This window comes from Hydrogenovibrio crunogenus (assembly GCF_004786015.1).
Taxonomy (GTDB): domain Bacteria; phylum Pseudomonadota; class Gammaproteobacteria; order Thiomicrospirales; family Thiomicrospiraceae; genus Hydrogenovibrio; species Hydrogenovibrio crunogenus.
This window is the reverse complement of record NZ_CP032096.1, coordinates 2,175,343-2,202,157: the sequence shown is the minus strand read 5'-3', so window position 1 is coordinate 2,202,157 and position 26,815 is coordinate 2,175,343. Positions and strand designations below refer to the sequence as shown.

27 protein-coding genes are annotated in these 26,815 nt (G+C 44.1%); 12 read left to right on the top strand and 15 right to left on the bottom strand.

The annotated features are described in order from the left end of the window. Positions 1-201: 201 nt before the first annotated feature. The 6 genes from GHNINEIG_RS10470 to GHNINEIG_RS10445 all read left to right on the top strand — a co-directional run bounded on the left by GHNINEIG_RS10470 (position 202) and on the right by GHNINEIG_RS10445 (position 9,952). Positions 202-2,526, top strand: a complete 2,325-nt coding sequence (locus GHNINEIG_RS10470) for a primosomal protein N' (RefSeq protein WP_135796599.1) — start codon at positions 202-204, stop codon at positions 2,524-2,526. Positions 2,527-2,557: 31 nt separating this feature from the next. After that, positions 2,558-3,061, top strand: coding sequence for a DUF2062 domain-containing protein (locus GHNINEIG_RS10465; RefSeq protein ID WP_135796598.1), 504 nt, complete (start codon positions 2,558-2,560; stop codon positions 3,059-3,061). Then, complete coding sequence (locus tag GHNINEIG_RS10460; RefSeq protein WP_135796597.1) at positions 3,058-4,944, top strand: TIGR03545 family protein; 1,887 nt, start codon at positions 3,058-3,060, stop codon at positions 4,942-4,944. The genes GHNINEIG_RS10465 and GHNINEIG_RS10460 overlap by 4 nt, the downstream gene beginning before the upstream one ends. A gap of 98 nt (positions 4,945-5,042) precedes the next feature. Beyond that, positions 5,043-7,907, top strand: a complete 2,865-nt coding sequence (locus GHNINEIG_RS10455) for a methyl-accepting chemotaxis protein (protein WP_135796596.1) — start codon at positions 5,043-5,045, stop codon at positions 7,905-7,907. Positions 7,908-7,922: 15 nt separating this feature from the next. Further along, positions 7,923-8,936 carry a CsgG/HfaB family protein gene (locus tag GHNINEIG_RS10450; RefSeq protein ID WP_135796595.1) on the top strand — a complete coding sequence of 338 codons (1,014 nt, stop codon included), beginning with the start codon at positions 7,923-7,925 and terminating at the stop codon, positions 8,934-8,936. A gap of 11 nt (positions 8,937-8,947) precedes the next feature. Continuing rightward, complete coding sequence (locus tag GHNINEIG_RS10445) at positions 8,948-9,952, top strand: LPP20 family lipoprotein (RefSeq protein WP_135796594.1); 1,005 nt, start codon at positions 8,948-8,950, stop codon at positions 9,950-9,952. Here the strand turns inward: GHNINEIG_RS10445 and bioC are convergent. Genes bioC through bioB form a run of 4 tightly spaced genes read right to left on the bottom strand, consistent with a single transcriptional unit; the run spans position 9,949 to position 13,956 of the window. After that, positions 9,949-10,878, bottom strand: coding sequence for a malonyl-ACP O-methyltransferase BioC (gene bioC, locus GHNINEIG_RS10440; RefSeq protein ID WP_135796593.1), 930 nt, complete (start codon positions 10,876-10,878; stop codon positions 9,949-9,951). The two genes, GHNINEIG_RS10445 and bioC, sit on opposite strands and share 4 nt — an antisense overlap. 3 nt (positions 10,879-10,881) lie before the next feature. After that, entirely contained in the window at positions 10,882-11,715 is an 834-nt protein-coding gene (locus tag GHNINEIG_RS10435) for an alpha/beta fold hydrolase (RefSeq protein WP_135796592.1), read from the bottom strand. A gap of 9 nt (positions 11,716-11,724) precedes the next feature. Next, entirely contained in the window at positions 11,725-12,918 is a 1,194-nt protein-coding gene (gene bioF / locus GHNINEIG_RS10430) for an 8-amino-7-oxononanoate synthase (protein WP_135796591.1), read from the bottom strand. A gap of 21 nt (positions 12,919-12,939) precedes the next feature. Continuing rightward, positions 12,940-13,956, bottom strand: a complete 1,017-nt coding sequence (gene bioB / locus GHNINEIG_RS10425) for a biotin synthase BioB (RefSeq protein ID WP_135796590.1) — start codon at positions 13,954-13,956, stop codon at positions 12,940-12,942. Positions 13,957-14,026: 70 nt separating this feature from the next. Here bioB and GHNINEIG_RS10420 point away from each other — a divergent pair, with 70 nt between their 5' ends. Then, positions 14,027-14,725 (top strand): ComF family protein, encoded by a 699-nt coding sequence (locus GHNINEIG_RS10420; RefSeq protein WP_135796589.1) that lies wholly within the window; start codon positions 14,027-14,029, stop codon positions 14,723-14,725. Here GHNINEIG_RS10420 and GHNINEIG_RS10415 read toward each other — a convergent pair. The 11 genes from GHNINEIG_RS10415 to hisB form a co-directional block, all read right to left on the bottom strand. After that, positions 14,722-15,408 carry a zinc metallopeptidase gene (locus tag GHNINEIG_RS10415; protein WP_135796588.1) on the bottom strand — a complete coding sequence of 229 codons (687 nt, stop codon included), beginning with the start codon at positions 15,406-15,408 and terminating at the stop codon, positions 14,722-14,724. The genes GHNINEIG_RS10420 and GHNINEIG_RS10415 overlap by 4 nt on opposite strands. Before the next feature lie 3 nt (positions 15,409-15,411). Next, positions 15,412-17,250: a thioredoxin domain-containing protein gene (locus GHNINEIG_RS10410; protein WP_135796587.1), complete on the bottom strand. Its 1,839-nt coding sequence runs from the start codon at positions 17,248-17,250 to the stop codon at positions 15,412-15,414. Further along, complete coding sequence (gene tatC / locus GHNINEIG_RS10405; RefSeq protein ID WP_135796586.1) at positions 17,183-18,289, bottom strand: twin-arginine translocase subunit TatC; 1,107 nt, start codon at positions 18,287-18,289, stop codon at positions 17,183-17,185. The genes GHNINEIG_RS10410 and tatC overlap by 68 nt, the downstream gene beginning before the upstream one ends. Beyond that, positions 18,286-18,774, bottom strand: coding sequence for a Sec-independent protein translocase protein TatB (gene tatB, locus GHNINEIG_RS10400; protein ID WP_135796585.1), 489 nt, complete (start codon positions 18,772-18,774; stop codon positions 18,286-18,288). The genes tatC and tatB overlap by 4 nt, the downstream gene beginning before the upstream one ends. Before the next feature lie 44 nt (positions 18,775-18,818). Further along, a complete protein-coding gene (locus tag GHNINEIG_RS10395; protein WP_135796584.1) occupies positions 18,819-19,079 on the bottom strand; it encodes a Sec-independent protein translocase subunit TatA in 261 nt (86 codons plus the stop codon). 126 nt (positions 19,080-19,205) lie between these two features. Further along, the gene (locus tag GHNINEIG_RS10390; RefSeq protein WP_011371388.1) at positions 19,206-19,526 is read right to left on the bottom strand and encodes a histidine triad nucleotide-binding protein; all 321 of its coding nucleotides are present in this window, start codon (positions 19,524-19,526) and stop codon (positions 19,206-19,208) included. Between the two features lie 21 nt (positions 19,527-19,547). Continuing rightward, entirely contained in the window at positions 19,548-19,889 is a 342-nt protein-coding gene (locus GHNINEIG_RS10385) for a phosphoribosyl-ATP diphosphatase (RefSeq protein WP_135796583.1), read from the bottom strand. Beyond that, entirely contained in the window at positions 19,886-20,659 is a 774-nt protein-coding gene (gene hisF / locus GHNINEIG_RS10380) for an imidazole glycerol phosphate synthase subunit HisF (protein ID WP_135796582.1), read from the bottom strand. The genes GHNINEIG_RS10385 and hisF overlap by 4 nt, the downstream gene beginning before the upstream one ends. Positions 20,660-20,668: 9 nt before the next feature. Then, on the bottom strand, positions 20,669-21,409 hold the full coding sequence (gene hisA / locus GHNINEIG_RS10375) for a 1-(5-phosphoribosyl)-5-[(5-phosphoribosylamino)methylideneamino]imidazole-4-carboxamide isomerase (RefSeq protein ID WP_135796581.1): 741 nt from the start codon (positions 21,407-21,409) through the stop codon (positions 20,669-20,671). Between the two features lie 16 nt (positions 21,410-21,425). Beyond that, the gene (gene hisH, locus GHNINEIG_RS10370) at positions 21,426-22,067 is read right to left on the bottom strand and encodes an imidazole glycerol phosphate synthase subunit HisH (protein WP_135796580.1); all 642 of its coding nucleotides are present in this window, start codon (positions 22,065-22,067) and stop codon (positions 21,426-21,428) included. Between the two features lie 3 nt (positions 22,068-22,070). Then, complete coding sequence (hisB, locus tag GHNINEIG_RS10365; protein ID WP_135796579.1) at positions 22,071-22,658, bottom strand: imidazoleglycerol-phosphate dehydratase HisB; 588 nt, start codon at positions 22,656-22,658, stop codon at positions 22,071-22,073. Between the two features lie 394 nt (positions 22,659-23,052). Here hisB and ccoN point away from each other — a divergent pair, with 394 nt between their 5' ends. The 5 genes from ccoN (at position 23,053) to GHNINEIG_RS11705 (ending at position 26,695) form a co-directional block, all read left to right on the top strand. Further along, positions 23,053-24,483 (top strand): cytochrome-c oxidase, cbb3-type subunit I, encoded by a 1,431-nt coding sequence (ccoN, locus tag GHNINEIG_RS10360; protein WP_135796578.1) that lies wholly within the window; start codon positions 23,053-23,055, stop codon positions 24,481-24,483. Between the two features lie 79 nt (positions 24,484-24,562). Beyond that, positions 24,563-25,393 (top strand): cytochrome-c oxidase, cbb3-type subunit II, encoded by an 831-nt coding sequence (ccoO, locus tag GHNINEIG_RS10355; protein ID WP_011371381.1) that lies wholly within the window; start codon positions 24,563-24,565, stop codon positions 25,391-25,393. Continuing rightward, positions 25,386-25,568 carry a cbb3-type cytochrome c oxidase subunit 3 gene (locus GHNINEIG_RS10350; protein ID WP_048810712.1) on the top strand — a complete coding sequence of 61 codons (183 nt, stop codon included), beginning with the start codon at positions 25,386-25,388 and terminating at the stop codon, positions 25,566-25,568. The genes ccoO and GHNINEIG_RS10350 overlap by 8 nt, the downstream gene beginning before the upstream one ends. 21 nt (positions 25,569-25,589) lie before the next feature. After that, positions 25,590-26,489, top strand: coding sequence for a cytochrome-c oxidase, cbb3-type subunit III (gene ccoP, locus GHNINEIG_RS10345; protein ID WP_135796577.1), 900 nt, complete (start codon positions 25,590-25,592; stop codon positions 26,487-26,489). A gap of 68 nt (positions 26,490-26,557) precedes the next feature. After that, positions 26,558-26,695 carry a hypothetical protein gene (locus GHNINEIG_RS11705; RefSeq protein WP_189636880.1) on the top strand — a complete coding sequence of 46 codons (138 nt, stop codon included), beginning with the start codon at positions 26,558-26,560 and terminating at the stop codon, positions 26,693-26,695. The last annotated feature ends 120 nt before the right edge of the window (positions 26,696-26,815 follow it).

Genomic DNA, 26,815 nt, shown 5'->3' with positions numbered 1-26,815 from the left:
AATCTAGACAAAAGTTTAGCGGAAGCCGGGACCGTATGACAACTTTTCTCAAGACGATCTGATTGGGCGTCTTTTTCAATCAGGATTGTTGGACTCATCATCTGATAGGGTTACAATAATGTGCTTGCACATTGTTTGCAAAGTCGCTTTGTATCATGAAGCCCATTAAAGCTTAATTTTTCTAAGGACTCTTCCCTTCTTATGTTCGTTAAAGTAGCCGTGCCAGGTCCTTTCTTATCCCCTTTGGATTATCGTATTCAAGCTGAAACAGCCGACTACAAGACCGAGACATTGGCGTTGGACTTAGAACCTGAAGAGTCGACAGAGCCGACCTCTTCTTTTTTACCTGTGATTGGGGGGCGGGTCAAAGTTCCTTTTCGTAATAAATCTTTGGTTGGCATCGTGATGGCAATGAGCGAGGACGCTGCGGTTGATTCTAAAAAACTCAAAGCACTTGAAGCCGTGATTGATGAAACGCCAATTTTTTCTGCACAGGAAATGGCATTATTGAATTGGGCCAGTCATTATTATCATGAGCCGATTGGCAATGTGATACAAACAGCGCTGCCGAAACGATTAAGAGAAGGAAAAACGGTCGAGGTTGCAGGGGTGCCGGCGTGGCAATTGACGGAAACCGGGCGAGAAGCAGAGAAGCAGATATCGTCACGGGCGACACAACAAAAAGCGCTATGGCAACTGCTACAAACGCAAGGCACAGCGTTGACAGCGGACATATTAAACCGTTCTTTGAACCAATGGCGCCTGCCTATGAAACGATTTCAGGAACAGGGTTGGGTCACTGAAGTCGAAAAAAGCTGTTTGCATGCCATGCCGATGCGTGAAAAAACAGCCAGGCCTGGCCACATTTTAAATGCCGAGCAACAGGTTGCGGTGGAGACGGTTTTGGCAACGTCTGGTTTTGATGCATTTTTGCTCGAAGGGGTGACGGGCAGTGGCAAGACCGAGGTGTACCTTGGCATGATTGAATCGGTCATCGCACAAGGGAAACAGGTGTTGGTGTTGGTACCCGAAATCGGGTTAACCCCGCAAACGGTTAAGCGGTTTGAAGCTTATTTGCAGGCGCCCGTTGCGGTCATGCACTCCGGTCTTAATGATAAAGAGCGTCACTGCGCCTGGTCATTGGTGAAAACCCACCAGGTAAATGTTTTGTTGGGAACGCGTTCAGCGATTTTTACGCCCTTTGCTGAATTAGGGTTATGCATTATGGATGAAGAGCATGACTTGTCTTTTAAACAGCAAGACGGCTTTCGTTATTCAGCTCGGGATTGCCTAGTTCGTCGGGCGCAATTAGAAAATGTGCCTGTGGTATTAGGATCCGCCACGCCTTCTTTGGAAACTCTTCATAATGCCTTAAGCGGACGTTATCGACATCTGCACTTAAAACAGCGAGCCGGTCAGGCTGAAATGCCGGAAGTTCAGTTGTTGGATGTTCGAGGGCAAGTTGAAGAGGAAGGTGTTTCCGAACCTTTAAGAGAACTAATGGAAAAGCATTTGAAGGCGGGCGGACAAGTGCTGTTGTTTTTGAATCGTCGTGGGTTTGCACCGGTGCTGATGTGCCATGATTGCGGTTGGCAAGCAGCTTGTCCAAGCTGTGATGCGAATATGACCTTTCATCAACAAGTCAATGAACTGCGTTGTCACCATTGTGGCTATCAGACAAAAGCCCCGTTGGATTGCCCAAGTTGTGGGTCGGCTTCGTTTACCAAGATCGGGCAGGGCACAGAGCGGTTAGAAGCCTTAGTCCAGCAATGGTTTCCTGATTTTAAAACATTACGAGTGGATCGAGATACCACGCGTAATAAGGGGCAAATGATGGCCCTGACAGAACAGGCCAGTCAAGGGCATGCGGATATTCTCATCGGTACCCAAATGTTGGCAAAAGGACATCATTTTCCAAAGGTCACTTTGGTCGGGTTACTTGATATCGATCAAGGTTTGTTCAGTTGTGACTTTCGAGCGGTCGAACGTATGGCACAATTAGTGGTTCAAGTCTCCGGTCGAGCCGGGCGAGGAGAAAAGCCCGGACAAGTTGTGATTCAAACACATCATCCTGAGCATCCGTTACTGAAAGTGTTGGTGGAGCAAGGATATGAAGCATTCGCGAAAGAAGCTTTGAAGGGGCGTGAACAGGCGGATTTGCCGCCTTATCAATATCAGGTGCTATTGCGAGCCGAGGCGGTAGATCCAAATGCGGGTTGGACTTTCTTAAATGATGTTAAAAGTGCGTTGAACTTTGCTAAAATGTCGTTGTTGCGTTCGTATTTATCAGTAAATGATTCTGAAAGTACTAAAGTGGAAGCATTACAGGGGTTGGAGGTGTTTGGGCCGGTGAGTGCTCCGATGCTCCGACGTCAAGGACGATACCGTTATCAGTTGTTGTTACAAGGTGCACATCGTGGTTTTTTACATCAATGGCTGGCTCAGGTTGAAACGCAGTTGTATACGTCCAACCAAGCCAAGAAAGTTCGTTGGTCGCTAGATGTTGATCCACAGGAAATGAGTTAAACCCCCGCTAAAAAGTGGACTAGGAGAATGCATGTCATTGTTGATTAAACTGTTCAAAGCATTAAATGCGAATCAATATCCCGGCCAAATTGCGTTGTCGTTTGTGCTGGGGATGATTCTGGGGCTGACCCCTTTGTTGTTCCCGCATAACCTGCTCACATTGGCTTTGGTTTTTCTTTTGAGAGTCAATCTGTCTGCCGTGATTGTGTCCACTCTTTTCTTTAGTGGGTTGGCGTACTTGTTGGATCCGGTATTCAACCAAGTGGGTCTGTGGGTTTTGCACATAGAAAGTTTGCAGCCTATGTTCACAGAGATGTATAACAATGCCTTTTGGCGTATTTTGCACTTTAATAACTCCATCGTAATGGGCAGCGTATTGACCGCTTATCTTTTAAGCCTGCCAGCATTTTTCTTATTCCTGGTACTGGTCAAAACCTATCGAGCTCGTTTCTTAACCTGGGTGAATAAATTTAAAATCATCCGTGTTTTAAAAGGGGCAAAAGGCGCTGGCTTTTTATCGGAGGTGATGAAATGAGTGCAGAAAAGCAAACAAACGATACCCTCACGGCTGGATCTAAAGAGTCGGTTAAATCTCCGAAAGGCTGGATTAGATGGTCAGGCCTGGGTGTTTTTGCGGCGTTAATCACTGCCATTTTGGCGTTAGGGTATTTCAGTTTTACGTTGGTTTTGAAAAATCAACTTGAGCATTATGCTTCCCAGGCCTGGGGCGCTAAAATTGAAATCGGCAGTTTAGACTTAGGATTAATGCCTTTGGAACTGGGCGTCCAAAACCTACAAATTACGGATCCGGAACATCCGATGGAAAATATTTTGGAGATCAAACGGGTTGGAGCATCATTGAATTTTTATCATTTGGTGGTGGGGCGTACAGTAATTGAAGATGTTTTTTTTAACGACTTGGCATTACATCAACCTCGGAAAACCTCCGGTGCCTTGCCTAAAAAAATAAAGAAAGAGGCTGCCGCTGACGCACAGGAAGCCAAAAAGAGCACAGGAATTGCGCTACCGAAGATGGCTTTGCCGAACCCGGATGAGATTTTGAAGCGTGAATCGTTGCAGACCGTGGAAACTGCGAATGACATTGAACGCCAGTTAAATGACGTTGAGCAGACTTGGGCAAAATTACAAGACAATTTGCCGAGTGATCAAACTTTGCAATCTTACCAAAAACGTTTGAATGAATTAACGCAAGGCGATCTAAGTGATTATAAAAATTTCGCGGCTAAAAAAGAGGCGTTTGAGCAGCTGAAATCTGAATTGGAAGGGAAAAAACAATCGATTGAGAAAGCCAGTCAATTGTTGCAAACGCAGTTGCCGAAAATTCAACAACAGGTAGCGGCATTAAAATCGATGCCGCAGAAAGATTTCAATCGTCTGATGGATAAATATGCGATGAACCAGACAGGTTTGTCGAATGTGACGTATTTGTTATTTGGCCCCCAGATTCAACAATGGACTGACACCGGGTTGAAATGGTATCGCAAAGCAGAGCCGTTTATTACTAAGCTCAAAGCGATGCAAGCCGAAAGAGCGGCAGAAGAGGCCAAGGCAAAAGCTCAGGCTCCGCAGCGCGCATTAGGCGAGGAAGTCGCTTTTAAGGAATATGATCCGCAACCAGATTTTATTATTAAGCGAGTGGATATTTCGGGTGATATGAAATGGGGGCGTTTAGAGGCAAAAGCGACTCAGGTTACGTTTGATCATCCGTCCTCGAAATTGCCTATTTTGTTTAATGTTAAAGCGACTCCAAAAGGGCAACCCAATGCCTTAAGCATTAAAGGGCAGAGTAATTTTGTGACGCCGGGAGCACCGGTCAATCAAGCTGATTTTTCATGGCCAGCGTACCAGATTAAGCAGTGGGCTATTTTAAAAGATGACACTTTACCCGTGACAATGAACCAAGCGGTGGTCGATGCGGCCGGTCAAGTGTCCTTGGTTGGGTTGGATAAAGTGGATGCACTGATTAATTTAGAGTATCAAAAGGTGGATATGGTCGTGTCAGGGTCGAAGTCTGATGACGTCTCACGTTATATTGCGCCTATTTTTAAAGAAGTGAATCAATTTAATGTGAAGGCCGATATCACAGGCAGTGTGACCTCTCCTGATATTGGCGCGAAGTCGAATTTGGATCAGTTGCTGTCAAAAGCGTTTAACAAAGCTTTGAACAAGGAAGTGGCTCAAGTCAAAACGCAACTGAGACAAGAGTTGAATGCTCGACTGGAACAAGAACTCGGTCCAATCAATCAGCAACTGAAGGGGCTGTTGGGCGAACAATTGTCGTTGCAAAAAGACAGTCAAGATATTGAAAAAATGTTGAGCGCTAAGCTTGAAGATCAAGTCAAAAAAGAAACAGAAAAGGCCGTTGGCGAAGAGCTGAAAAAACTTTTTAAATTTTAACGATATGTCTATCAGCCAAGGATTGGTTGATAAATACATGATAATTAAATAATTTTCTTTATAAAAAGAAAGTTGCACCACAGGAAAAAGGCACGTTGATGAGAAATAATTCTCCGGTTACCCAAAAAGAGTATGACATCCCCAGTAATTACATCCTTGTTTCAGAAACCGACTTACAAGGCAATATTACGTTTGCGAACCAGGAATTTATTGAAGTCAGTGGCTTTTCATGGGAGGAGTTAGAAGGCCAACCCCATAATTTGATTCGCCATCCCGATGTGCCTGAAAAAGTCTTTGAAGATTTATGGCGTACGCTGAAAAAAGGTCAACCATGGCATCAACTGGTTAAGAACCGTTGTAAAAATGGAGACCATTATTGGGTTGAAGCGAACATTGCTCCTATTGTTCAAAATGGAGAAATTGTCGGATATAAATCGATTCGTAACCCCATCGGCCAGAAAGAAGTGGCGTTGGCTGAAAGTGCTTATGCTCTGATTCAAAAAGGCGAGCGTTTTATTAAAGGTGGGGTTGTTGTGACGCCTTTTTCGGAAAAGCTTGCACGTTTCAGTCCATTACCGCAAAAAAGTATTTTGGGTAAAACCATCATTCCTTTGATTGTGATGGCCATTATATGGAGTGCGGTATTACAGGTGTATTTGCAGAATGTCGCCGATAATCTTTATTCTGGTGCCGTGAAAGACCGTCAGGAACTTCTATTGAAAAACCTGGATTCGGAAATTTCGAGTCAAAGCCAAATCGCTTTGACGAATGCGGTTGGGATAGCCGGAAACTCTGCGGTCATTTATGGTTTGTATGATCATCAAGATACGGTGCTGTGGCAAATCGTTAAAGTCAACTATGAACAGTATGTCAAACGCGCCAATATGTCTGGGATTGGGATTGCAATCTTTGATGCAGATTTAAAGAAAGTTGCCAATAGTGGGGTCAATATTGATGTTGGTTCGCTGCCGAAAGAAGCACAAACCTCTGTCCATTTCCAAAAAGAAGGCGGTTACATTCAAGCACAGGTTCCCGTGCCTTATGGGGATAAAACGATTGGCTTGGTGGTGATTAGTTTACCGTTAACTCAGGTGGCTGATTTAGAAAAAGAATCCAAACACGGTTATGCGGCGCTGGCCTTTGAGGAAGGTCAATTCCACTTGGCAGAAGGGTTTCAAAAATCGCCAATTCAACAATTGCTTAATGACGTTGATATTAAGCTTTTAACTGCTCAAGGTTATGCGGTGGTGGATAATGAATTGCTGGTCTTGGGACAGGTTAAGCAAGGTGACCAAGTTGTGGGTGCTCATGTGGTTTCAGAGCCGATGGTCATTCTGGATAAATTGTTAAGCGATACGTATTTTATGATTTACGTGTCGCAAATTGCGATGACAGGCGGCTTCATTCTGCTGTTGATCCAAGTGTATTGGAGAATGCGTAGTTTTGTATTGAAGCCGCTTAAATCTTTGACACAAAAACTGTCAAGAGCTTCGGAAGAAGGCAGCTTGTCGGTGCGGGCAGAAGTGGTAAATCAAGATGAAATCGGTCGGATGGCGATGAACTTTAATCTGTACGTCACGTCGGTTCAGCAATTAATGATAGGGGTCTCTGATATGGTATCCGCCTTGTCGAAAGGCAATTTGGATCATCGCTATAAAGCGGATGCAAAAGGTGATCTGAATATTCTAAAAGAAGACGTTAATATGTCAGCGGACAAGATTCAAGATGTCATCTCCGAGCTTGAGCGTGCGATTCATTGCATTAAGGAAGCCACGTATGACTTTGAATCTCAAACCCAGTTTGAAGGGGATTTTTCTGTGATGGTGTCCGATCTGCAAGATGCGATGAAAGTCACTCATGAAGCCGTTACCGGCATTAATGCGACCATGGAGCATATCGCGGCTGGAGAGTTTTCAAGCCGTTTGAATGCCAACTTGATGGGCGAATTGGACGCGTTGAAAACCAATATTAACCACTCATTAGACCAATTAGAAGATGGTATGACTGAAGCGGTGGATGTGATTGTCGCACAATCTAAAGGCGATCTAACGCAACGCATTGAAGGCGATTATCAAGGGAAGTTAAATGTGATGAAAGAGGCTTTAAATGCCTCTTTGGATAATGTCAGTGGTGCGGTGTCTGGGTTAATGTTGTCATCGCAAACCGTGAATGATGCTTCCAGTCAGATAGCTTCAGGCAGTCAGGATTTATCGGACCGTATTCAACAGCAAGCATCTACTTTGCAAGAAACCGTTAATTCTATGGAGTCGATTACGCAAACCGTGCGTAAGAATGCAGACAGCGCCAAAGAAGCTTCCGATTTAGCTTCATCAGCTAAAGTTCAAGCGGATAGTGGCGCGGCGGTCATGTCTCAGACAATGAATTCGATGCAGGAACTGTCAGAATCCAGTCAGAAAATTTCCGACATTATTGGACTGATTGACTCTATTGCCTTTCAGACCAATTTGTTGGCACTGAATGCGGCGGTAGAAGCTGCAAGAGCAGGTGAGCAGGGTCGAGGGTTTGCTGTGGTGGCCGGTGAAGTTCGTACCTTGGCTGGAAAGTCTGCAGAAGCCGCCAAAGAAATTCGAAGCTTGATTGAAACGAGCGTGAGTCAGGTGGCGCACAGTGAAGGATTGGTTGCGAAATCAGAACAGGAGTTTTCATCCATTCTGGAAATGATTTTACAGATGGACCGTTTTATTTCAGACATTGCAAAAGCCAATAACGAGCAAACGAAGAGTATTGAGGAGATCAATGAAGCGGTTGAAGACATGGATGGTGTGACCCAGCAAAATGCGGCATTGGTCGAAGAAACAGCGCATGCAGCCGATATGCTTAAGAGCGAAGCGGAAGAGATGCGCAGTCAGGTCACTTACTTCCGTGTAAAGCCAGGACAAAATAATAGGTTGGCAGCTCCTAAAAAGGTCCAAATGGCTGCGCTGCCTGAAGTGATTAAATAAAACAGGTAAATGAAAATGTCATTACGGATGAAAGGCATGTTTTTCGCTATGGCGGCTTGGATGGTGCTGGCCTCTACAGGGTGCTCAAAAAATGTAAAGATTCAGGTGTTGGAGCCTGCTAAGATTGACCGTGCAGCCCAAACAAAACAAATCGCCGTTTCCGATTTCAAGGACGATACAGTCGGTTTGGCAGGCAAGATAGAGGCTTTGTTGGCAAACCAAACTGTGGATGGTCAGAAGTACTTTACAACGGTTAGCCGAAACGAAATGGATCGCATTTTAGAAGAACAGAAACTGCAATACAGCGGCGTGGTTAACGATTCAAATATGGTTGAAGCTGGAGAGATTTTAGGCGCACAAGCCTTTATCTCTGGTGAAGTGATTTCAGCGTCGGTTAAAGACAATCGTCATTATGAAAAACGGACAAAATGTATTGATGATAAGTGTAAAGAGATTCGATCTTACCTAGTTTCATGTCTTAGCCGCAGTATTGATTTGAGCGCGAATATTAAAATGACGGATGTGAGTAAAGCCGATATTATTTACGCCGATGCTTTTTCAAAAAATTACCAGTGGAAGCACTGTCAAGATGATCGTAATGTTTTACCTTCCAAGTCTGATGGCTTAGGAAAATTAGCGAGTGAAATCGCCAATGAATTTGTGTATCAGTTGACGCCTCATTACACCACCATGTCGGTCTCATTACTCGATGATCCTGATTTAGATTACACCTCGAAACAAGAAAATACATTAGACATCGCCATTGATTATATTGAAGCTGGGCGCTTGGATAAAGCAGAACAACTATTAGGGACGTTGTTGACTTCAACTCAGAATCGATCCTATGTAGCAGCTTATAATTTAGGGGTGGTTAAAGAAGCACAAGGTGAATTGGAAGATGCAAAACGTCTTTATTTAATGGCGGATAAACTTCAGAAAGAGCCTGTGGATGAAATTAACCAAGCTGTGGTTCGAATTGATCAAATCATGCTGAAGCGTGAAAAAGCGTTATCACAAATTTCCCGATAAAAGGATATGGCATGAAGCTTTGGAATGTAGTCTGGTTGATTCTTCTCATACAAGGGTGCAGTACACAAAGCACTCAGCCTTTGTCGACGGCTGAAAAGCCGATGCCGGGATGGTTTTTACAGTTACCGACTGACAAGGCAGGAAAGGCGTTATACGGTGCAGGAGAAGGGACTTCTAGAAAAGCGGCGATTCAAGCGGCGTTAGTGGACATTGCTTCTCAGCTAAGTATTCAGGTGGCGTCTGATTTTGAAACTCGGTTGAATGTTAAAGAATCGACTTATACGCTTGTCGATCGAACCACACAGAAGCAGATTCGTTCTCAAGTTTCTGAGATCACCATCCAGGATTACCAGGTTTTGGAAGTGGAGCGATTGTCGTATGATAAATATGTCGCATTGCTGAAAGTGAGTAAGAAAAAATTATTTAACGACTTGAAGCGACAAGTGCAACAACAGGTTTCTTTATTAACTGCGGCGGAACAAAACCAATCCCAAAACAGTGCTTTAGTACAGTATCTGTTTTATCAAAACAGCCTGGATTCATTAAAAACATTCGAACAGACGCTCAGGATTCTGGAAACGTTAAATCCAACTGTTTCATTACGATCTTACCGACAGTTTTTAACGCATTATCAAAACCAAGCCAATCAATTAAAATCCCAAATTCAGTGGAAAATTGAAGCGGATCAACCCAGTCAAAAATGGGTGAGTTTAATTCAACATGCCTTGAGTCAGAAAGGATTCCGAGTGGCGACCTCAGTTGCCTCAAATTCAGCAACGGTGGTTCGTTTGAGAACCCAGCTTAATTCATCTCAAGCCTATGGATTTCATATTGCACGCGTGGTGTTGAATATTGATATTTTAAGCCAAGGGAGTTCAGTTGGGGGCAATCAAATTCATTTAAAAGGCCAAGCGGTTAAAAGTCTGGATCAGGCATTAAATAATGCCGCCACTAAGCTAAAAAAACAGCTAGAACAACAAGGGGTGAATCAGGTGGTTGGGTTGCGTCATCTTTAAAGCGATTGGGTTTGTTTGGCGAACTCATCTAGGCTGATTTCCACTATCCCTTCACGATTACGGTTGGGTCCTTTTATCACCTCGGGAGTAGCCCAAGCATGACCGTGAATCACTTCATAAGTTGCTGGGATTAATCCATTTTGACGTTGTTGTTCATAGGCTTCCAGCATTTGCATAAAACGCTGTTTACCCATTAAACCATGTTGACGGTTCTCAGTCGCATTCGTGGCGCCAATCGCTTTTAAATCTTTTAAAACGCCAATGGGTTTTTCATAAGTCAGTGTAAAGTGCTCAACATCCATGACGGGTTGACCAAAGCCGTTGCGAATCAAGGCATCCCCGATATCATGCATGTCAATAAAAGTATTGACATGTTCCTGACCGTCCACTTTTGACCAGGCCTGGCGCAGTTCTTTTAACGTGTCAGGCCCGAAAGTAGTGAGCATTAGTAACCCTTCAGGTTTTAATACGCGACGAAACTCTTGAAAGACCGTGTCCAGATCATCACACCACTGCAACATCAGGTTCGTGACAATCAAATCGACCGAGTCATCGGCTAACGGGATGTGATTGGCATCAGCATTGATGAATTTAGCCTGAGGCTTTGTCAATCCCAATACGTTTGATAGAAACTTTGGTAACCCCTTCCAGTGTGAACGAGCCAGATTTTTCTGTGCCCTTTCAAGCATGTTGTGAGACAAGTCCAGTCCGACGATATTGGCGTTTGGGTAACGTTGTATCAGTTTTTGGGTTAAGATCCCTGTCCCTGCTCCGACATCCAAAATGCTCTTAGGTTCGATAATGACTAGTTCTAAACGCTCATCAACATGGCTTGCGACTTGTCTTTGCAGCACGGCGGCTTCATCATAACTGACGGCAGCATGATTAAAATGTTTTTGAATATGAGCTCTGCTGAATTTTTGCATATCTTAAGGGGCCGCTTTGTAAGGGTGCGCTTGAAGGAATTGAATCAGTTGTTGCGCCGTTTCTTCCGGGTGTGAAAAAAAAGGCATGTGGCTGGCACCTGAAATTAGACAGGTTTTACCATCTGGTTGAAGGCTTGCAAGGTCTTCTATTAATTCCTTCGGAATTAAAGGGTCATGTTCTCCCAGTAGCCATAAGGTTGGCTGTTCCAATCTTAACAATAAGTCTCGGTTATCAATGTCACGCAGTAGATACAAACCTTGTATCAATCCTAAATAATGCGGCAAACGTCGGTTTGTCATGTGTTGAGTGAGTTTTTTCATTAAGGGGCGCGCATTGTCTGAACCTTGCAGTTGTAATCGCCAGAACTGTTTCAGCACACCGCCATACTCAACGCCCATCGCTTTGATGAAATCAGTAAGCAATGGTGGACTGACAGCCCATTTCCAGCCATCGTTCTGCACGAAACGGGGGGTAGATGCGAGACAAGTAAGGGTCTTGATTTTTTCTGGAAACTGCTCAGCCAGTTGTTGTGCCAGCAATCCACCGAGTGACCAGCCTAATAAATGGGTCTGCTCGGGGAGCTGAGCGTCTAAAACTGCCAACCAGGCTGCATTGATGTCTTCTTGTGCCAGCGTTTCAAAAGGGGGGCTTTGTCCAAACCCTGGTAACTCAATCAGAGTGACTTCGAAATAGGGGCAAAGGGTTTCTTTTGCCCAATCATCCCAGATCGAATTTTCTGCCGCCCAGCCATGTATGAGTGTCAAGCTTTCGACTTGCTCAGTGGGTAAGTTGCCAAGATAAGGCAGGGTGTCAGTATGCAGGGTGATTTCTTCCATGGCGCTATTTTACGTGTTTGATGTTGGAAAATCATCTTGGCACTGAGCTAAAGCCTGTAATAATTTTTCAATGTGTTGCGCAGTGTGTGCTGCAGATAGCGTCACCCGGAGTCTGGCGGTATTTTTAGGTACCGTTGGTGGGCGAATGGCCGTGACCCAAAGTCCTTGTTGTTTTAAAGCCTCGGACCATTGAATGGCTTGCAGACTGTCGCCCAGCATTACGGGTTGAATGGCACTGTCTGATGGCCATAGAGTCAGACCGAGTTGATTTGCTCCAGTTTGAAAGTGTTCGATATTGCGTTTTAGCTTTTCGCGTTCCGCATCGGCCTGTTGAACTTGTTTTAGAGCGGTACGTGCGACTCGAGCATTAATAGGTGGCATGGCCGTGGTGTAAATATAAGGTCGAGCCATTTGGATCAAGGTTTCGATAAGCACGTCACTGCCGGCCACAAAGGCACCTGATGCGCCAAATGCTTTACCCAGTGTCCCCATGATAATGGTGTTTTCATCTGGAGTGAGGTTGAAATGCGCCAATGTTCCCTTACCGTGTTCTCCCAGCGTGCCAAAGCCATGAGCATCGTCTAAAAACAGCCAGGCCTGGTAGGTTTTGGCTAATGTTTGAATGGTTTTTAATGGAGCACAGTCTCCGTCCATGCTGAAGACCCCATCGGTGACAATCAAGCATTGGCGGTTTTCCTGTTGTGCTTTTTGTAAGCGTGCTTCCAATGCTTGCATGTCCAAGTGAGGATAACGTTTAAGCTCGGCTTCGGAATACCGTGCACCATCAATCAGAGAGGCATGGTTCAGTTTGTCAGCAATGATCCAATCGCCTTTCTGCATCAGGGTCTGTTGAACCGCTAAATTGGCCATATAGCCAGTGGAAAACAGTAAAGCACGATCACAACCTAACCAGTCGGCCAGTTCATCTTCCAGCAGATGATGTTCCAAGTGATGTCCCGTGACTAGATGGGCCGCACCGGAGCCATAACTGAGGTCTTGAATGGTTTCGCAACTGTGTTTGAGTGCAGGGTGATTGGCTAAGCCGAGATAGTCATTCGAGGAAAAGTTAATGACCTGTAATCCATTGATTTGCATCTCGGCCGTTTGTGGAGACGTGACGAGTGGACGGCGGCGATAGAGTGCTTCGGCTTCCCGTTTTGCTAAAACCGGCGCAAAACGGTTTTTGATAGATTCAATGGCCATATAAGAAACTGGTACGCAGGGTTAGGCGGTCAGCTCTGTGGTTTGTTCAGCGAGTTTTTTGGCCGCGGCTTCCGCTTTGGCATTTTGCTGCATTTGAATACCGAGTTTCGCGAACAATTGCTCATCATGCCCAGCTTCTGGGTTGTCGGTCGTCAACAACTTGTCTCCGTAAAAGATCGAGTTGGCGCCTGCAAGGAAACATAAGGCCTGCGCTTCGTCAGTCAATTCCATTCGGCCTGCAGATAATCGAACGTAAGTTTGTGGCATCACGATCCGTGCCGTCGCGATGACTCGGATAAACTCGAAAGAATCGGTTTTATCTTTCATATGGGCTAAAGGCGTGCCTTCAACCGGTACCAATAAGTTGATCGGAACTGAGTTAGGATGATGGCGCATGGTGCCGAAAGTGCGGATAAGTTCGGCACGGTCTTTGTGTTGCTCGCCCATGCCGATGATGCCTCCGGAGCAGACATTGATACCGGCTTCCTGCACCTTATCAATGGTTTCCAAACGGTCTTGATAGCTTCGGGTCGTGATGATTTTAGGATAGAACGCTTCTGATGTATCCAGGTTGTGGTTGTAGTAATCCAGCCCAGCTTCTTTCAATTGCTTGACTTGATCATCATTCAGCATGCCGAGAGTCAGACAGGTTTCCAATCCCAAATCTTTAACGACTCGTACCATTTCCAGTACGCGTGGGAAGTCTTTTTTGGTCGGGTTGCGCCAAGCCGCGCCCATACACAAACGGGTGGCACCTTTTTCTTTGGCGGCCATAGCTTGTTCAATGACTTCTTGCACTTCCATCATCTGCTCTTTTTCAACTTCGGTTTGGTTGCGGGCACTTTGAGAGCAGTAGGCACAGTCTTCCGCACAACCACCGGATTTAATGTTAACCAGTGTACTGGTTTGGATTTCATTTGGATTAAAGTGTTGACGATGAACCGTTTGCGCTTGAAACATCAAGTCGTTAAACGGTTGATTCATAATGTCTTTAATCTCTTCGAGAGTCCAATCGTTGCGTACGTCACCCAGTGCCATATCTTCTTTCCATTATTGCATTTCGTTACGTTATTATAGCTTATTTAGCAAGCAAACTATCTTAAGAAATATGAACCGATTTGAAAAGTGGTTGTTTCCACCGGTCTGTGCGTTAACGGAACAAAAAGGTACATCGGTTGATTTAGCGCCCGAGTTATTGAAAAAAATGATTCGACCGGACCGGTGTTGTCCTGTCTGTGCTGAAAAAATGTCGAAGACACAAATCTGTGGGCGTTGCCTGGTAACGCCACCTGCATTCTATCGCACTCAGGCGGCGTTTTATTATGAGAGTGTGGTGCAAGATTTGATTCAATCACTAAAATTTGATCAACAGATTCATATCAGTCGGTTGTTGGTCGACTTATGGATGGATCGCTTGGATGTCGGTTTGACTGAAGTGATTATTCCTGTGCCGTTACATTCTTCACGTTTATTGGAGCGAGGCTTCAACCAATCTTTAGAGTTGGCGAAACAGCTTTCTAAAAGGACAGGGATTCCGGTTTTGTCGAATGAGGTGTCTCGAGTGAAAGCCACATCCTCCCAAGCGTTATTGGATGCGAAGGCACGACAGAAAAATGTCAAAGATGCTTTTTCTGTGATTGAGAATGTGGCGTCTAATCTTGCAGATATTAAAGAAGTAGCTTTATTGGATGACGTGATGACCACGGGAGCCACTCTGGATCAACTTGCTCAGACTTTGCAACGCAGTCATCCGCATTTAAATATACAAGCTTGGGTTGCCGCAAAAGCCACCGATAAAGTGGTTTAGCGCCCTTTAATGGCTCGAATCCATTTCCACAAATTAAACAGGCTCGATAATGATGCCGCAACATAGGTCATGGCGCAGGCACGTAAAATCTTATGTGCTTTTTTCAGATCATTGTTGGAAAGATAATGTCCTTCTTTTAGGAGTGGGAGTGCGCGCTTATAACTGGCATCAAACTCGACGGGCAGAGTGGATAAATGAATCATGACTGGCACTCCCATGGCAATAAATCCAGCGCCAAACGTTACTAGCCCTATCATGGGTGTGTGAAGCAGTGGAATTAAAACAGGGGTAATCATTAAGGCGATTCCGCTGAATTTTTGCATCCATTGAGAACGTTCAATCAAAACCGTTCGTTGCGTTAAGGGTTCATAGCCGGTCTTATCTTGTAAGGCATGGCCAATTTCATGCGCAACCGTTGTGATAGCCGTCAATGAATTGGAATGATAGTTTTCTGAGGAAATACGTACCACTTTTTCTACTGGGTCATAATGGTCACCTGAAGGTGTTTCTTCCAAGGTGACGGGGAGTTCATATTTTTTGATTAAATGTTCCGCAAATTGCCCCCCGGTTCCAGGTATATCCGGGTGCGGGCGGCTGTATTTTTTGAGAATATGATTGGTCCATAAATTGGGTAAAGAGGTTATCGCAAATAAAACGATAAACCCAATGATGAGTAACCCCATTGTTTAATCAGTCCTTTCAGTTAAAGAGTGGCAGTTCCACGCAGTCGCATAGCTCGCATAAGCAAGTGGGTAGCGTTGCAATTCATTTTGAGAGTGTGCCAGATGGGCTGAATTTCCGCAATCTAAAATCGCTGTTGGACTGGGGAGGGCATCGTCTTCCATTGCCCAGATTCCATGTTGTCCCGGCAACGGAGGTGCATCGCTGTAATGCCACCCTTGGGAACTCAAAAAGATGGTTTCAGCCTGTTGTTGGAGTTTTAAGAGAGTGGTTTGTATTGAGCGTTGTTTGGTCATAGCCTGCCAGTCTTTCAGGCCTTGAAGCACAAAGGCATAATCCTGAATATTCGCTTTTCCCATTGGTTTGTTTTCAAGGGAAAAGGCACGTGGTGGATCGGCTTGAAAGGCTTGGACGAGACGCTGGGCCAGTCGTTGTGCTTTTTGTTTTATTTGTTTGGAGTGTGTAGGGTCTGATTGATACGCGGTGACGTAGGTAGAGAGCATTAATCCATTCCAACCGAGAATGCTTTTGGTATCGGTTGGAATCGTATCAGGATGACTTTGTAATCTGGCTTGAATAATGGGCCAAAACTGTCGTGTTGGCTTGGGGTGCCAGCCTGCATCATAGGGGGCGGGTTGATCAAGTTGCCACTCTGTTCTGACTTGCTCATAGGCGTCAGGCGGCAGCTTTTTTTTAAGCGCTTCTTTTGTCAAAAGATAGTTGCCACCTTCTATGTTGTTTTGATCAATGGCAGATTGGCTGCCTCTAAAAAGCTGAGTTTTAGGGTTCCAAAGGTGGGTTTCAGCATATTTTAAGGTTTGCCTTGCGGTCTCGATATAATCCTTTCTTTGCCACTCGTTCCCCGCCTGATAATAAAGTTTTGCCAGTAACGCTTGAGTGTAGAGCATCTTTTCAAAGTGCGGGGTCTGCCATTCCGGATCAATTGTATAGCGATAAAACCCGCCATTTACATGATCAAATAAGTGCTGAGATTGCATTTGATCGAGGGTTAGTTGAAGCCAATCGGAAATCATGTCCGGCCGGTTTTTTTGGTCAAATGCCGTTTGTAGAATGGCGGCATTCGGGAATTTATTGCTGGCTTTCAAGCCTCCGCTGAGTTCATCTGCCTGATAAGACAGCTGCTGATTGAATCGTTGGATGAAGTCATGCTGCGTTAATCTTAGGGGTTGTGTTTGGACAGGATCGGGTTTTGAGATGGCCTTTAGGGCCGCTTGCCTAACCTGATCGGGCGAACTTTTCCATAGGGCGACAACGCGTTTTAAGGTAGTGAGAAGTTGAGCTTTGGGTTGGTAAACAAACGCGAAGAAGGGCAACCCATCCGGCGTTAAGATCACATGCTGTGGCCATCCCGCATGACCGGCCGCTTTTTGCGCAAATTGAATCAGGTATTGATCAATGTCTGGTGATAATTCACGGTCAATTTTGACGGATAGGAAGTGTTGGTTGAGGTAAGTGGCAACGGTTGTATCTTGATAGTTCTCTTGTTGCATCACATGACACCAGTGGCAGGAAAAATAGCCACTGGATAGGAAAATCAATTGATTGTTTTGCTGAGCGGTTTTAAGAACAGATGGTTGCCAGGGTTGCCAGTTTACAGGATCTTGCCCATGCATCGCCAAATAAGGGGAGGCATGTTGGTCTAAAGCATTTTTGGAAGCAGATTCGGGCTGAGCAAACAGAGAAAGAGGGAAAAGAAGACAAGAGAAAAAGAATAAAAAAGCCCTCAAAACCACCAGGCCTGGTGGTTCTTGAGCATTATTTATCCGATTTCGACGGTTTGTCTGATGAGTCTTTTGGCGTTGAGTCAGAAGGAAGGTCATCATCTTCTTTTTTCGCCTCTTTGTTTTGAGCGTCTTTTTCAGCTTGTTCGGCTTCTTTACGCTTTTTATATTCCTGCTCTAAGATGGAGAATTCGGAATCAATTTCATCAAAGGCTTTGTCCCAATCTTCATCATCTTCAAGCTGGTCTGCATAACGGTTATCAAAGTCTTCTTCCGGAATAGCGTACGGGTCTGTTTCGTCAGACGCTGGGGAAGCTTTATCATTAGATTGACCGGAATTGGTTGGATTTTGTTTCGCAGTATCATTCTCTTCTTCATTGGTATCTTCCTCGTCTTTGCGCCGGCGCGCTTTTTGCACGGCCGAGCCGACAATGATGCCGGCTTCATACAGCAACCACATTGGAATGGCGAGTAATGTCTGAGAAACGATATCCGGTGGTGTTAACAACATGCCGATGACAAAAGCGCCTACCACGACATAGGGGCGAGCATGGGATAGCTTTTGTGGAGACACCATGCGAGTCAGAATTAACAGCACGACGACAATGGGAACTTCAAACGCAATTCCAAAAGCGAAGAACATTTTGATGACGAAGTCTAAGTAAAGAGAGATATCGGTCGCAACCGTCACCCCTTCCGGTGCGGCAGTGGATAAGAAACCAAATACCAGAGGGAAAACGACATAATAAGCAAAGGCTCCGCCAGCATAAAACAAGAAAGAACTGAAAAACAGTAAAGGCCCTACCAGTTGTTTTTCATGATGATAAAGGGCAGGCGCGATGAAAGACCAGACCTGGAATAGTAAAAATGGCATGGCCAAATAAATGGCCAACACCAAACTTAACTTGAAAGGCGTTAAGAAAGGTGATGCCACACCTGTCGCAATCATGCTGGTGCCTTCAGGCAGGAAACGTGATAACGGTTCCGATATATAAAGGTATAAGTCGTTCGCAAAAGGGAATAAGATAACGAACAAGACCAGAATCGCTAGAATTCCCTTAGTAACGGAGTTCCTAAACTCTAACAGGTGTTGAACCAGAGTCATTTCCTGGTCATTTGGTGGCAGTGCGCTTTGACTCATGATTTATTCGAACTTTTAGAGGATGAATCAGTGGGCGTCGACCCGTCAGAAGTACTGATTTCTTCAGTCTCTTTTGTATTGGTTTCCGGTGTCGAAGGGTTTGATTCATCAGGGAATGGCATTTTAGGCTGCGCGGGAGCCTTATTAAATTGCGTGCCTGAAAATGCTGTCGGTTCATCAGAGTCGAAAGGGCGTGAAATCTCTTGATCGATGCCAAACTCATCTTGAATTTTAGAAAAGTCATCTTGAAGCGTATCGCTGACACTTTCGAGATTTCGTTTCTCTTCTTCAAGATTCATAGAGTTTTGCAAGTCGCGCACAGTCTCAGTGATTTCACTGTTTTCTTTCATGGAGTTGATAAACCGTTTGGTTTTTCCCATGAATTGACCGATTTTCCGAGCCACCTCAGGCATACGCTCAGGGCCAATGACGATGAGTGCGATGACCATAATGACGATGATTTCTAAAAAACCAATATCAAACATCTAGCGTATGCCTTTAATAAGTGGAAGTGAAATGAAAAGCAGTTTTATGCTTTGTCTTTTGTTTCTGTTTTGTCGTCTGCTTTTTGCTCAGCCTTCACATCAAAAACGTTTTCACCTTCTTTCTGTTCCAGTTTTTGCTCTGCTGTTGCTTTTTCTTCTTCTTTCTTATCTTCATCTGCAACCGCTTTCTTGAAACCTTTGATCGCACCACCTAGATCAGATCCAACGTTTTTTAATCTTTTGGCGCCAAACAGAACCAAAACGATTGCTAGGATGATTAATAATTGCCAAATGCTAATGCCCATTTTTGTTTCTCCAGTAAAAAGGATGACCCTTTTATAAAATGACCGCTAATAATAGCAGACTCTTAGTATATTTTTCAAATAGGATGAAAGGTTTAAAGGCCTTTCAAAAAAACCATTTAAATTGAATTAATTTCCTAACAGGTGGATGTGGATATGAAAGACTTCTTGTCCACCGGATTCCCCTGTATGTATTTGTGTTTTAAAACCGTCTAGTCCTTGAGATTGAGCCAGTTGAGGCAGTAATAACATCATGTGACCCATCAAGTCTTTGTCTTCAGGTGCTAAGTCAAACAAAGTAGCAATCGGTTTTTTAGGAATCACCAGCAGGTGTATTCTGGCTTTTGGATTGATGTCATTAATGACGATACACTTTTCATCTTCGTAAACAATTTCTGACGGGATTTCACGATCGATGATTTTACTAAAAATACTTTTTTCAGGTGTCATGATATTTTCCTGTATTTTAAATTATGCGTCGTTTTTTGAACGGTTCGCTTTTTCTTCATGGCCGGATAGGCCAAATCGTTTTTGTAATTCATTGGTGATGTCTGTGCTGGACAACCCTTGGTGTGACAGCAGGATTAAAGTATGAAACCATAGATCCGTCACTTCATAAACTAAGTTGTCGTTGTTTTGAGTATACTCGGCATCTTTGGCTGCCATCACGGTTTCAGTCGCTTCTTCGCCGACCTTTTTTAAAATCTTATCCAGCCCTTTTTCATATAGGCTGGCCACATAAGAAGTCTCGGGTGATTCTGTTTTTCGAGCGTCTAGAATTTTGTCTAATTGTAATAAGATATCATTACTCATAATCGAACCTCAATGCCTTCTTTTTGCATAGCTTGTTTGGCTTCTTGGACGGTGTGTTCACCAAAGTGGAAGATGCTGGCGGCTAACACCGCTTCAGCATGGCCTTGTGTAATACCGTCACATAAATCTGAAAGCTTGCCAACGCCCCCTGAGGCAATGACCGGGATTTTAACGGTGTCTGAAATGGTGCGGGTCAACGCTAAATCAAATCCGCTTTTGGTGCCATCTTTATCCATGCTGGTAACCAGTAATTCGCCTGCGCCAAGTGTTTCCATTTCCTTGGCCCATTCAATTGCATCAATACCGGTTTCTTTGCGACCACCATGGGTGAAGATCTCCCACTTGTCTGGTTCGCCTTTAGGGCTGACTTTTTTGGCGTCAATTGCTACGACAATGCATTGAGAGCCGAATGTGTCACAGGCTTCTTTGACAAAAGCGGGATTGAAAATGGCTGCGGAGTTAATCGCCACTTTGTCAGCCCCAGCGTTCAACATGGTGCGTACATCTTCAATTGAACGGATGCCGCCGCCAACCGTTAAAGGGATGAATACTTGGCTCGCAACGTCTTCTACCACATGAATAATGGTGTCTCGTTCGTGAGCCGTTGCCGTAATATCGAGAAATGTAATTTCGTCTGCACCCTGCTCGTCATAGCGTTTTGCTACTTCGACAGGGTCTCCGGCATCGCGGATATCGACGAATTGTACTCCTTTGACAACTCGTCCATTATCGACATCTAGGCAAGGGATGATTCGTTTTGCTAAGCTCATATTGAAATCTTACGCCTTTGATAATTCATCAGAAAGCGCCTGGCCTTCTTTAAAGTTCAGGCTGCCTTCATAAATAGCACGTCCTGTTATAGCGCCACTAACTCCATCTTCTTCGATGGTGGCTAGAGCTCGGATATCTTCCAGATTGGTGATGCCTCCCGACGCAATAATAGGAATGTTAAGCGCTTTTGCTAGTGCTTGAGTTGCTTCAATGTTTACGCCTTGCATCATGCCATCTCGTCCAATGTCGGTATAAATAATCGCTTCAACACCATCATTTTCGAACTGTTTTCCGAGGTCAATAACATTGTGATCGGTGACTTCAGCCCAGCCATTGATAGCCACCATGCCTTCCTTGGCATCAAGTCCCACCATGATATGCCCCGGAAAAGCCTTGCACGCTTCCGCAACAAACTCTGGGGTATGGACGGCTTTTGTTCCGATAATGCAGTAACTGACACCAGCTTTTAAATACGCTTCAATGGTTTCAAGGTCTCTGATGCCGCCGCCAATTTGAATTGGAAGGTCAGGAAAAGCTTCTCGTACTTGGTAAACCGCTTCTCCATTAACTGGCTTTCCTTCAAAAGCGCCATTCAGATCAACCATATGTAATCGTCGAGCGCCTTGATTGACCCAGCGTTCTGCCATTGCAACAATGTCGCCGGAGAAAACAGTTGCATCGTCCATTAAGCCTTGACGAAGTCGAACACACTCGCCATCTTTTAAGTCAATTGCAGGTATTAATAACATGAGAAGACCTTCTTGTTTATTGCCCGTTCCAGTTTAGGAGGTTTTTAAAGAGTTGTATGCCAGCGTCCGCACTCTTTTCCGGGTGCGCCTGAATGGCAAATAGGTTGTTTTGTGCAATGGCGGAGGTAAACCGGTTTCCATGAGTGGTTTCTCCAGCAATGATTTGTTTGTCATGCGGGCTGACAAAATAGCTGTGCACAAAATAAAATCGACTGTTTTGTTCAATGTTATGCCACAAAGGGTGATCGATTGTTTGATGTATCTGATTCCAGCCCATGTGCGGCATTTTGAGTTCTGGGTGAGCGCTAAGGTCAAATTTTTGAACATCCCCTTTTAGGATATCAAGACAATCCACCCCTTCATTTTCTTGGCTGTGGGTCATTAAAACCTGTAGTCCCATGCATATGCCTAGAAATGGTTTTTCAGCAGCTGCCTGGGTCAAGGCATGAATGATATTCGTTTCATTTAATGCTTTCATGCACGCTTTCGCTGCGCCTTGTCCGGGAAAAATAATCGCATCAGCCGAAAGAATGTCTTCGGCTTTATCACTGATACAGATTCGAGTATTGCTGTCAGCTGCATGCTCCGCTGCCTTAGCAACAGAGCGCAAGTTTCCCATGCCATAGTCTATAACGGTTACCAGTTTTTGATCAGCCATGGTTTACAGCGCACCTTTTGTTGAGGGTAGTTGATCAGCCATTCTTTCATCGGTTTCTAAAGCCATTCTAAGTGCACGGCCAAACGCTTTGAAAATCGTTTCTGCTTGGTGGTGAGCGTTTTTGCCACGAAGACAATCAATGTGTAAGGTGGTTTGAGCGTGGTTGGTGAATCCTTGAAAAAATTCTGCGACAAGCTCTGTATCAAATCCGCCGATGCTGGCACGGGTGAAGTCAGCTTTGAAAACCAATCCAGGTCGGCCAGACAAGTCAATGACCACTCTGGATAGTGCTTCATCTAATGGGACATATGCATGCCCATAACGTTTGATTCCTTTTTTGTCACCGACTGCTTCTTTTAACGCCATCCCCAAGCTGATGCCAATATCTTCAACTGTGTGATGATCGTCAATGTGAGTGTCTCCATCCGCTTTAACGGTGAGGTCGATTAAGCCATGCCGTGCAATTTGATCCAGCATGTGCTCCAAGAAAGGAACGCCTGTGTTTAAGTCGGCTTTTCCAGAGCCATCTAAGTTAACAGACAGTTCTATTTTCGTTTCTAAAGTGTTTCGCTGAATAGTCGCTTGACGCATGAAGTTGACTCCCTTTAAAGATAGAGGGTATTAAAAGGCGATATTATAGCTATTTTCGATTGAATTTAATGGTTAAATTTTAGTTTAACTTTAGAGGGTTAGGAAAATTTAATACGTGTTATAAAAAAAATTTGTAATAGAAAGCTAAAAATCTATCCGTTTTTTGAGATAATTGCGTCGATATTTTTTAGGTCGATTCTTTTGTTGAGAGACTGTCTAAAAGCGAGTTTGAGTCAATTTGTTGATTTAGATTAAGTTTTTCGGAACTTTAGGGCTGGTTGCATTTGTTGGACATTCATATAATGCGCTTGAGGAACTCGCTCTATGCTTTGGGATTTGGTCTCCCATTGAAAAAGAGTTGATTAAATTTTGACTATAAGGGGGAATCCAACTGATGGATACTACAGCAAAACCACAATATGATGATGGTGTGGTTAAGTACTTAGCTGTTGGTGCGATTACGTTTTTGGTACTAGGGACCTTTTTGGGAACTTTTGCCGCAGCGCAATTAGCATGGCCAGCTTTAAACTTCGATATTGCAGAAATTACTTTTGCAAGATTGCGTGTAATGCATACAAATACCGTTATTTTTGCTTTTGGTGGTATGACATTGATGGCAACGGCTTACTACACAGTTCAGCGCACCAATGGCGTTCGACTTTGGAGTAATGGCATGGCATGGGTGAACGCTATTTTGTTCACGATTGGTTTGTTAGCGGTTGTTTTGACTATTTCTCTAGGGATGACAACAGGTAAAGAGTACCATGAGCAAGAATGGCCATTGGCGATTGCAATTGCACTGGTTTGGACGCTTTATACGTTAAACTTTGTCATGACAATTGCTTCTCGAAATAAAGAAACACACCCGAACGTTTATGTTTCGAACTGGTTCTTTATGGGGATGATGATTGCCATCACATATCTTTATGTAGTGAATGGTCTTGCTATTCCAGTATCTATGTTCCGTTCTTATTCACTGTTCGCGGGTGTTCAAGATGCCATGATTCAGTGGTGGTGGGGGCATAACGCAGTTGGTTTCTTCCTGACAGCTGGTTTCTTAGCGATTATGTATTACTTCGTTCCTAAGCAAGCACAGCGTCCTATCTATTCTTACCGTTTATCTGTTATCCACTTCTGGGCATTAATGTTCGGTTATGTTTGGTTAGGTGCTCACCATTTACAATATACAGCGCTACCTGACTGGACTGGGTCTTTAGGTGCGGTGATTTCTTTGGCGATGATTATTCCTTCTTGGGGTGGGGCGCTTAACGGGATGTTAACGCTTTCAGGTGCTTGGGATAGACTTCGTACAGATTATATTTTGCGATTCTTGATTATTGCTTTGGCCTTCTACGCAATGTCAACTTTTGAAGGGCCTGTTATGGCTGCTAAAACAGTTAATGCGCTTTCACATTATACTGATTGGACGATTGGTCACGTTCACTCAGGTGCGTTAGGCTGGGTTGCAATGGTTTCTATCGGTGCGCTTTACCATATGGTTATGAAATTATGGAATACGGAAATGTATTCTATGAAACTGATTAACTTCCACTTCTGGTTGGCGACAATTGGTACTGTGTTCTATATCGTAGCGATGTGGGTATCCGGTATTATGCAAGGTCTGATGTGGCGTGCTTATGATGAGTACGGTACGCTTGCATATACTTTTGCTGAGTCTGTTGCGGCGATGCACCCATACTATGTCATGCGTACAGTAGGAGGGGTTTTATTCTTCTCTGGTGCGGTCGTAATGTTGTATAACGTTATTATGACAATCCGTATGGCGAATGCGAAGGAAACAGCGGCGGCAACAGCCAACGCATAATCCTGTATCAATCGAATTGCGGCAGTTGATAGTGTCCTGTCGCAAACTTTGAAATTATGAGTTGAGGAGCAATAGACTCATGTCAGATAATCAAGAACCTAAAAATTTACAGGAACGTCTGGAGAGAAATATCTTCGGGCTGTTCATGGCAACTGCACTAGCCGTTTCAATTGCGGGTATTGTAGAAATCGTCCCATTGTTTTATCTAAAAGAAACAGTGGACTATACTGAAAAAACCGATAAATACGGTAACGTAAAGAACGAGAAATTCCCTGAGTTAGTTTGGGAGCGTACCTTTACACAAGATGCTGATGGAAAGTTAGTATCTGATAAAGCATTATATAAACAAGATCGCAACGGTAACTGGGTGATTGCAGATTGGAAAGCCGGTGACGGTGTCCGTCCATATACACCACTTGAGTTAGCGGGTAGAGATATCTATTTGCGAGAAGGTTGTTATATTTGTCACTCACAAATGATTCGTCCATTCCGTGATGAGCGTGAACGTTATGGTCACTTCTCATTGGCGACAGAGTCAATGTATGACCACCCTATGCAATGGGGTTCAAAACGTACAGGGCCTGATCTAGCGCGTTTGGGTGGCAAGTATTCGGATGAATGGCATGTTATGCATTTATTACGTCCTCAGGATATGGTTCCGGAGTCAGTAATGCCTGCTTATCCTTGGCTGGCAGAAAATCCGATTACAGAAGATTTCTTTGGAACAAAGCGTGATATGACAAAGCGTCTTTCTGTAATGCGTACATTAGGTGTGCCATATACGGATGAAGAAATTGAAAATGCCAATAAAGCGATTGAAGGGTATACCGAGATGGATGCGATGGTTGCATACCTTCAGGTGTTAGGCACCATGGTTAAATTAGACGATAGTAAGTCTTACCGTGAGTAATCTTGAAGCCTACCTTGATACCGATTGGTCAGCAATGACAGGCTCGGACTGGGCTGGCCTAATTATAACGGTTGTCGTGTTTTTTGGCATGCTCTATACCTTTGCTAGAACGCTGCGTCCTAGCAAAAAGAAAGAATTAGAGCAGGAAAAATTCAAAATACTAGATGAAGATTAAATTATTCTGAGGAGAATAAATATGGCACATAATAATCCTTGGCCAGATGAAGGGAACACTGGTCACATTTGGGATGAAGATATTCGTGAATTAGATAACCCACCTCCACTATGGTGGATGTTGTCTTTGTATGCTGGGTTTGTCATGATGGTTTTTTATGCATTGTACTACCCAACAATTCCATTAAAAGATTCTCACTTTGAAGGTCTGGCTGGTTGGACACAGATTGAAGAGTATAAAGAAGACAAAGCGGTTCTGGAAAATTGGCGTAAAGCAAAATTTGCAGAACAAGAAGAGCAGTTAGCAGCCTTGTCTGTCGATGAGATTCTTAAAAATGATGAATTGAAAACCTATGCGGTTAAAACGTCTAAAGTGTTGTTCGGTGATTACTGTGCAGCATGTCACGGAGCAGGTGGACAAGGAAATCCTAACTTTCCAGTGCTAGCTGATGATGATTGGTTGTGGGGTGGTAAGCCAGCTCAAATCAAAGCATCGATTTCAAACGGACGTGTTGGTAACATGCCTGCTAGAGGGATGATGGGTAACCTATCTGATGAAGAGATCGGACAGGTTGCTGACTATGTCATCGCTTTAAGTGAAGGGAATGCGGATCAACCAAAATATGCAGCTGGAAAAGCCGTTTATACCAAAGGGATGTGTTTAGCATGTCATGGTCCGGCTGGTAAGCCATTGGCACCTGCTGGTGCAACGAACCTAACCGATGGTGTATGGCGTTTCAGTGGTGATCGAGATGAAGTCATCAAAACCATTACTTATGGTGTGAATGTTAAAAAAGGTGGCGAGTTAACAGAGAATACTCGTAAAGCAGTTATGCCAGCCTTTAAAGAGCGTTTACCCGATCCAGAAGTTAACATTAAGCGTTTAGCAGTTTATGTTTATTCACTTGGTGGCGGTCAGTAAAAGATAAAGAGGGCAGTTTTGCCCTCTTTATCCATAGTAGATTGATTGATGTCAATAAGGAGACAGAAATGAATGATTTAAATAGTGACTGGGTTTTATGGGGTTCTATTGCTGCTGTGGTTTTTTCAATCGTTGCCTTGATTGGTTTTGCTTGGAAAGCAACACGAGGCATTGAAGGACTGGAAAAAGATGAAAAGGATTCTTAACGCGAAGTGTTAAGTAACCCAATTAATTAAAGGCCTAATATTATTAGGCCTTTTTTCGTTTATTAGAGAGTATAAAAAATATTATTTATGCCTGAAGTAATATTTTTTATAGAATCTATC

Coding starts and splice junctions, on each gene's coding strand:
- GHNINEIG_RS10470 (WP_135796599.1), top strand. CDS start 202: ATGTTCGTTAAAGTAGCCGTGCCAGGTCCTTTCTTATCCCCTTTGGAT.
- GHNINEIG_RS10465 (WP_135796598.1), top strand. CDS start 2,558: ATGTCATTGTTGATTAAACTGTTCAAAGCATTAAATGCGAATCAATAT.
- GHNINEIG_RS10460 (WP_135796597.1), top strand. CDS start 3,058: ATGAGTGCAGAAAAGCAAACAAACGATACCCTCACGGCTGGATCTAAA.
- GHNINEIG_RS10455 (WP_135796596.1), top strand. CDS start 5,043: ATGAGAAATAATTCTCCGGTTACCCAAAAAGAGTATGACATCCCCAGT.
- GHNINEIG_RS10450 (WP_135796595.1), top strand. CDS start 7,923: ATGTCATTACGGATGAAAGGCATGTTTTTCGCTATGGCGGCTTGGATG.
- GHNINEIG_RS10445 (WP_135796594.1), top strand. CDS start 8,948: ATGAAGCTTTGGAATGTAGTCTGGTTGATTCTTCTCATACAAGGGTGC.
- bioC (WP_135796593.1), bottom strand. CDS start 10,878: ATGCAAAAATTCAGCAGAGCTCATATTCAAAAACATTTTAATCATGCT.
- GHNINEIG_RS10435 (WP_135796592.1), bottom strand. CDS start 11,715: ATGGAAGAAATCACCCTGCATACTGACACCCTGCCTTATCTTGGCAAC.
- bioF (WP_135796591.1), bottom strand. CDS start 12,918: ATGGCCATTGAATCTATCAAAAACCGTTTTGCGCCGGTTTTAGCAAAA.
- bioB (WP_135796590.1), bottom strand. CDS start 13,956: ATGGCACTGGGTGACGTACGCAACGATTGGACTCTCGAAGAGATTAAA.
- GHNINEIG_RS10420 (WP_135796589.1), top strand. CDS start 14,027: ATGAACCGATTTGAAAAGTGGTTGTTTCCACCGGTCTGTGCGTTAACG.
- GHNINEIG_RS10415 (WP_135796588.1), bottom strand. CDS start 15,408: ATGGGGTTACTCATCATTGGGTTTATCGTTTTATTTGCGATAACCTCT.
- GHNINEIG_RS10410 (WP_135796587.1), bottom strand. CDS start 17,250: ATGATGACCTTCCTTCTGACTCAACGCCAAAAGACTCATCAGACAAAC.
- tatC (WP_135796586.1), bottom strand. CDS start 18,289: ATGAGTCAAAGCGCACTGCCACCAAATGACCAGGAAATGACTCTGGTT.
- tatB (WP_135796585.1), bottom strand. CDS start 18,774: ATGTTTGATATTGGTTTTTTAGAAATCATCGTCATTATGGTCATCGCA.
- GHNINEIG_RS10395 (WP_135796584.1), bottom strand. CDS start 19,079: ATGGGCATTAGCATTTGGCAATTATTAATCATCCTAGCAATCGTTTTG.
- GHNINEIG_RS10390 (WP_011371388.1), bottom strand. CDS start 19,526: ATGACACCTGAAAAAAGTATTTTTAGTAAAATCATCGATCGTGAAATC.
- GHNINEIG_RS10385 (WP_135796583.1), bottom strand. CDS start 19,889: ATGAGTAATGATATCTTATTACAATTAGACAAAATTCTAGACGCTCGA.
- hisF (WP_135796582.1), bottom strand. CDS start 20,659: ATGAGCTTAGCAAAACGAATCATCCCTTGCCTAGATGTCGATAATGGA.
- hisA (WP_135796581.1), bottom strand. CDS start 21,409: ATGTTATTAATACCTGCAATTGACTTAAAAGATGGCGAGTGTGTTCGA.
- hisH (WP_135796580.1), bottom strand. CDS start 22,067: ATGGCTGATCAAAAACTGGTAACCGTTATAGACTATGGCATGGGAAAC.
- hisB (WP_135796579.1), bottom strand. CDS start 22,658: ATGCGTCAAGCGACTATTCAGCGAAACACTTTAGAAACGAAAATAGAA.
- ccoN (WP_135796578.1), top strand. CDS start 23,053: ATGGATACTACAGCAAAACCACAATATGATGATGGTGTGGTTAAGTAC.
- ccoO (WP_011371381.1), top strand. CDS start 24,563: ATGTCAGATAATCAAGAACCTAAAAATTTACAGGAACGTCTGGAGAGA.
- ccoP (WP_135796577.1), top strand. CDS start 25,590: ATGGCACATAATAATCCTTGGCCAGATGAAGGGAACACTGGTCACATT.
- GHNINEIG_RS11705 (WP_189636880.1), top strand. CDS start 26,558: ATGAATGATTTAAATAGTGACTGGGTTTTATGGGGTTCTATTGCTGCT.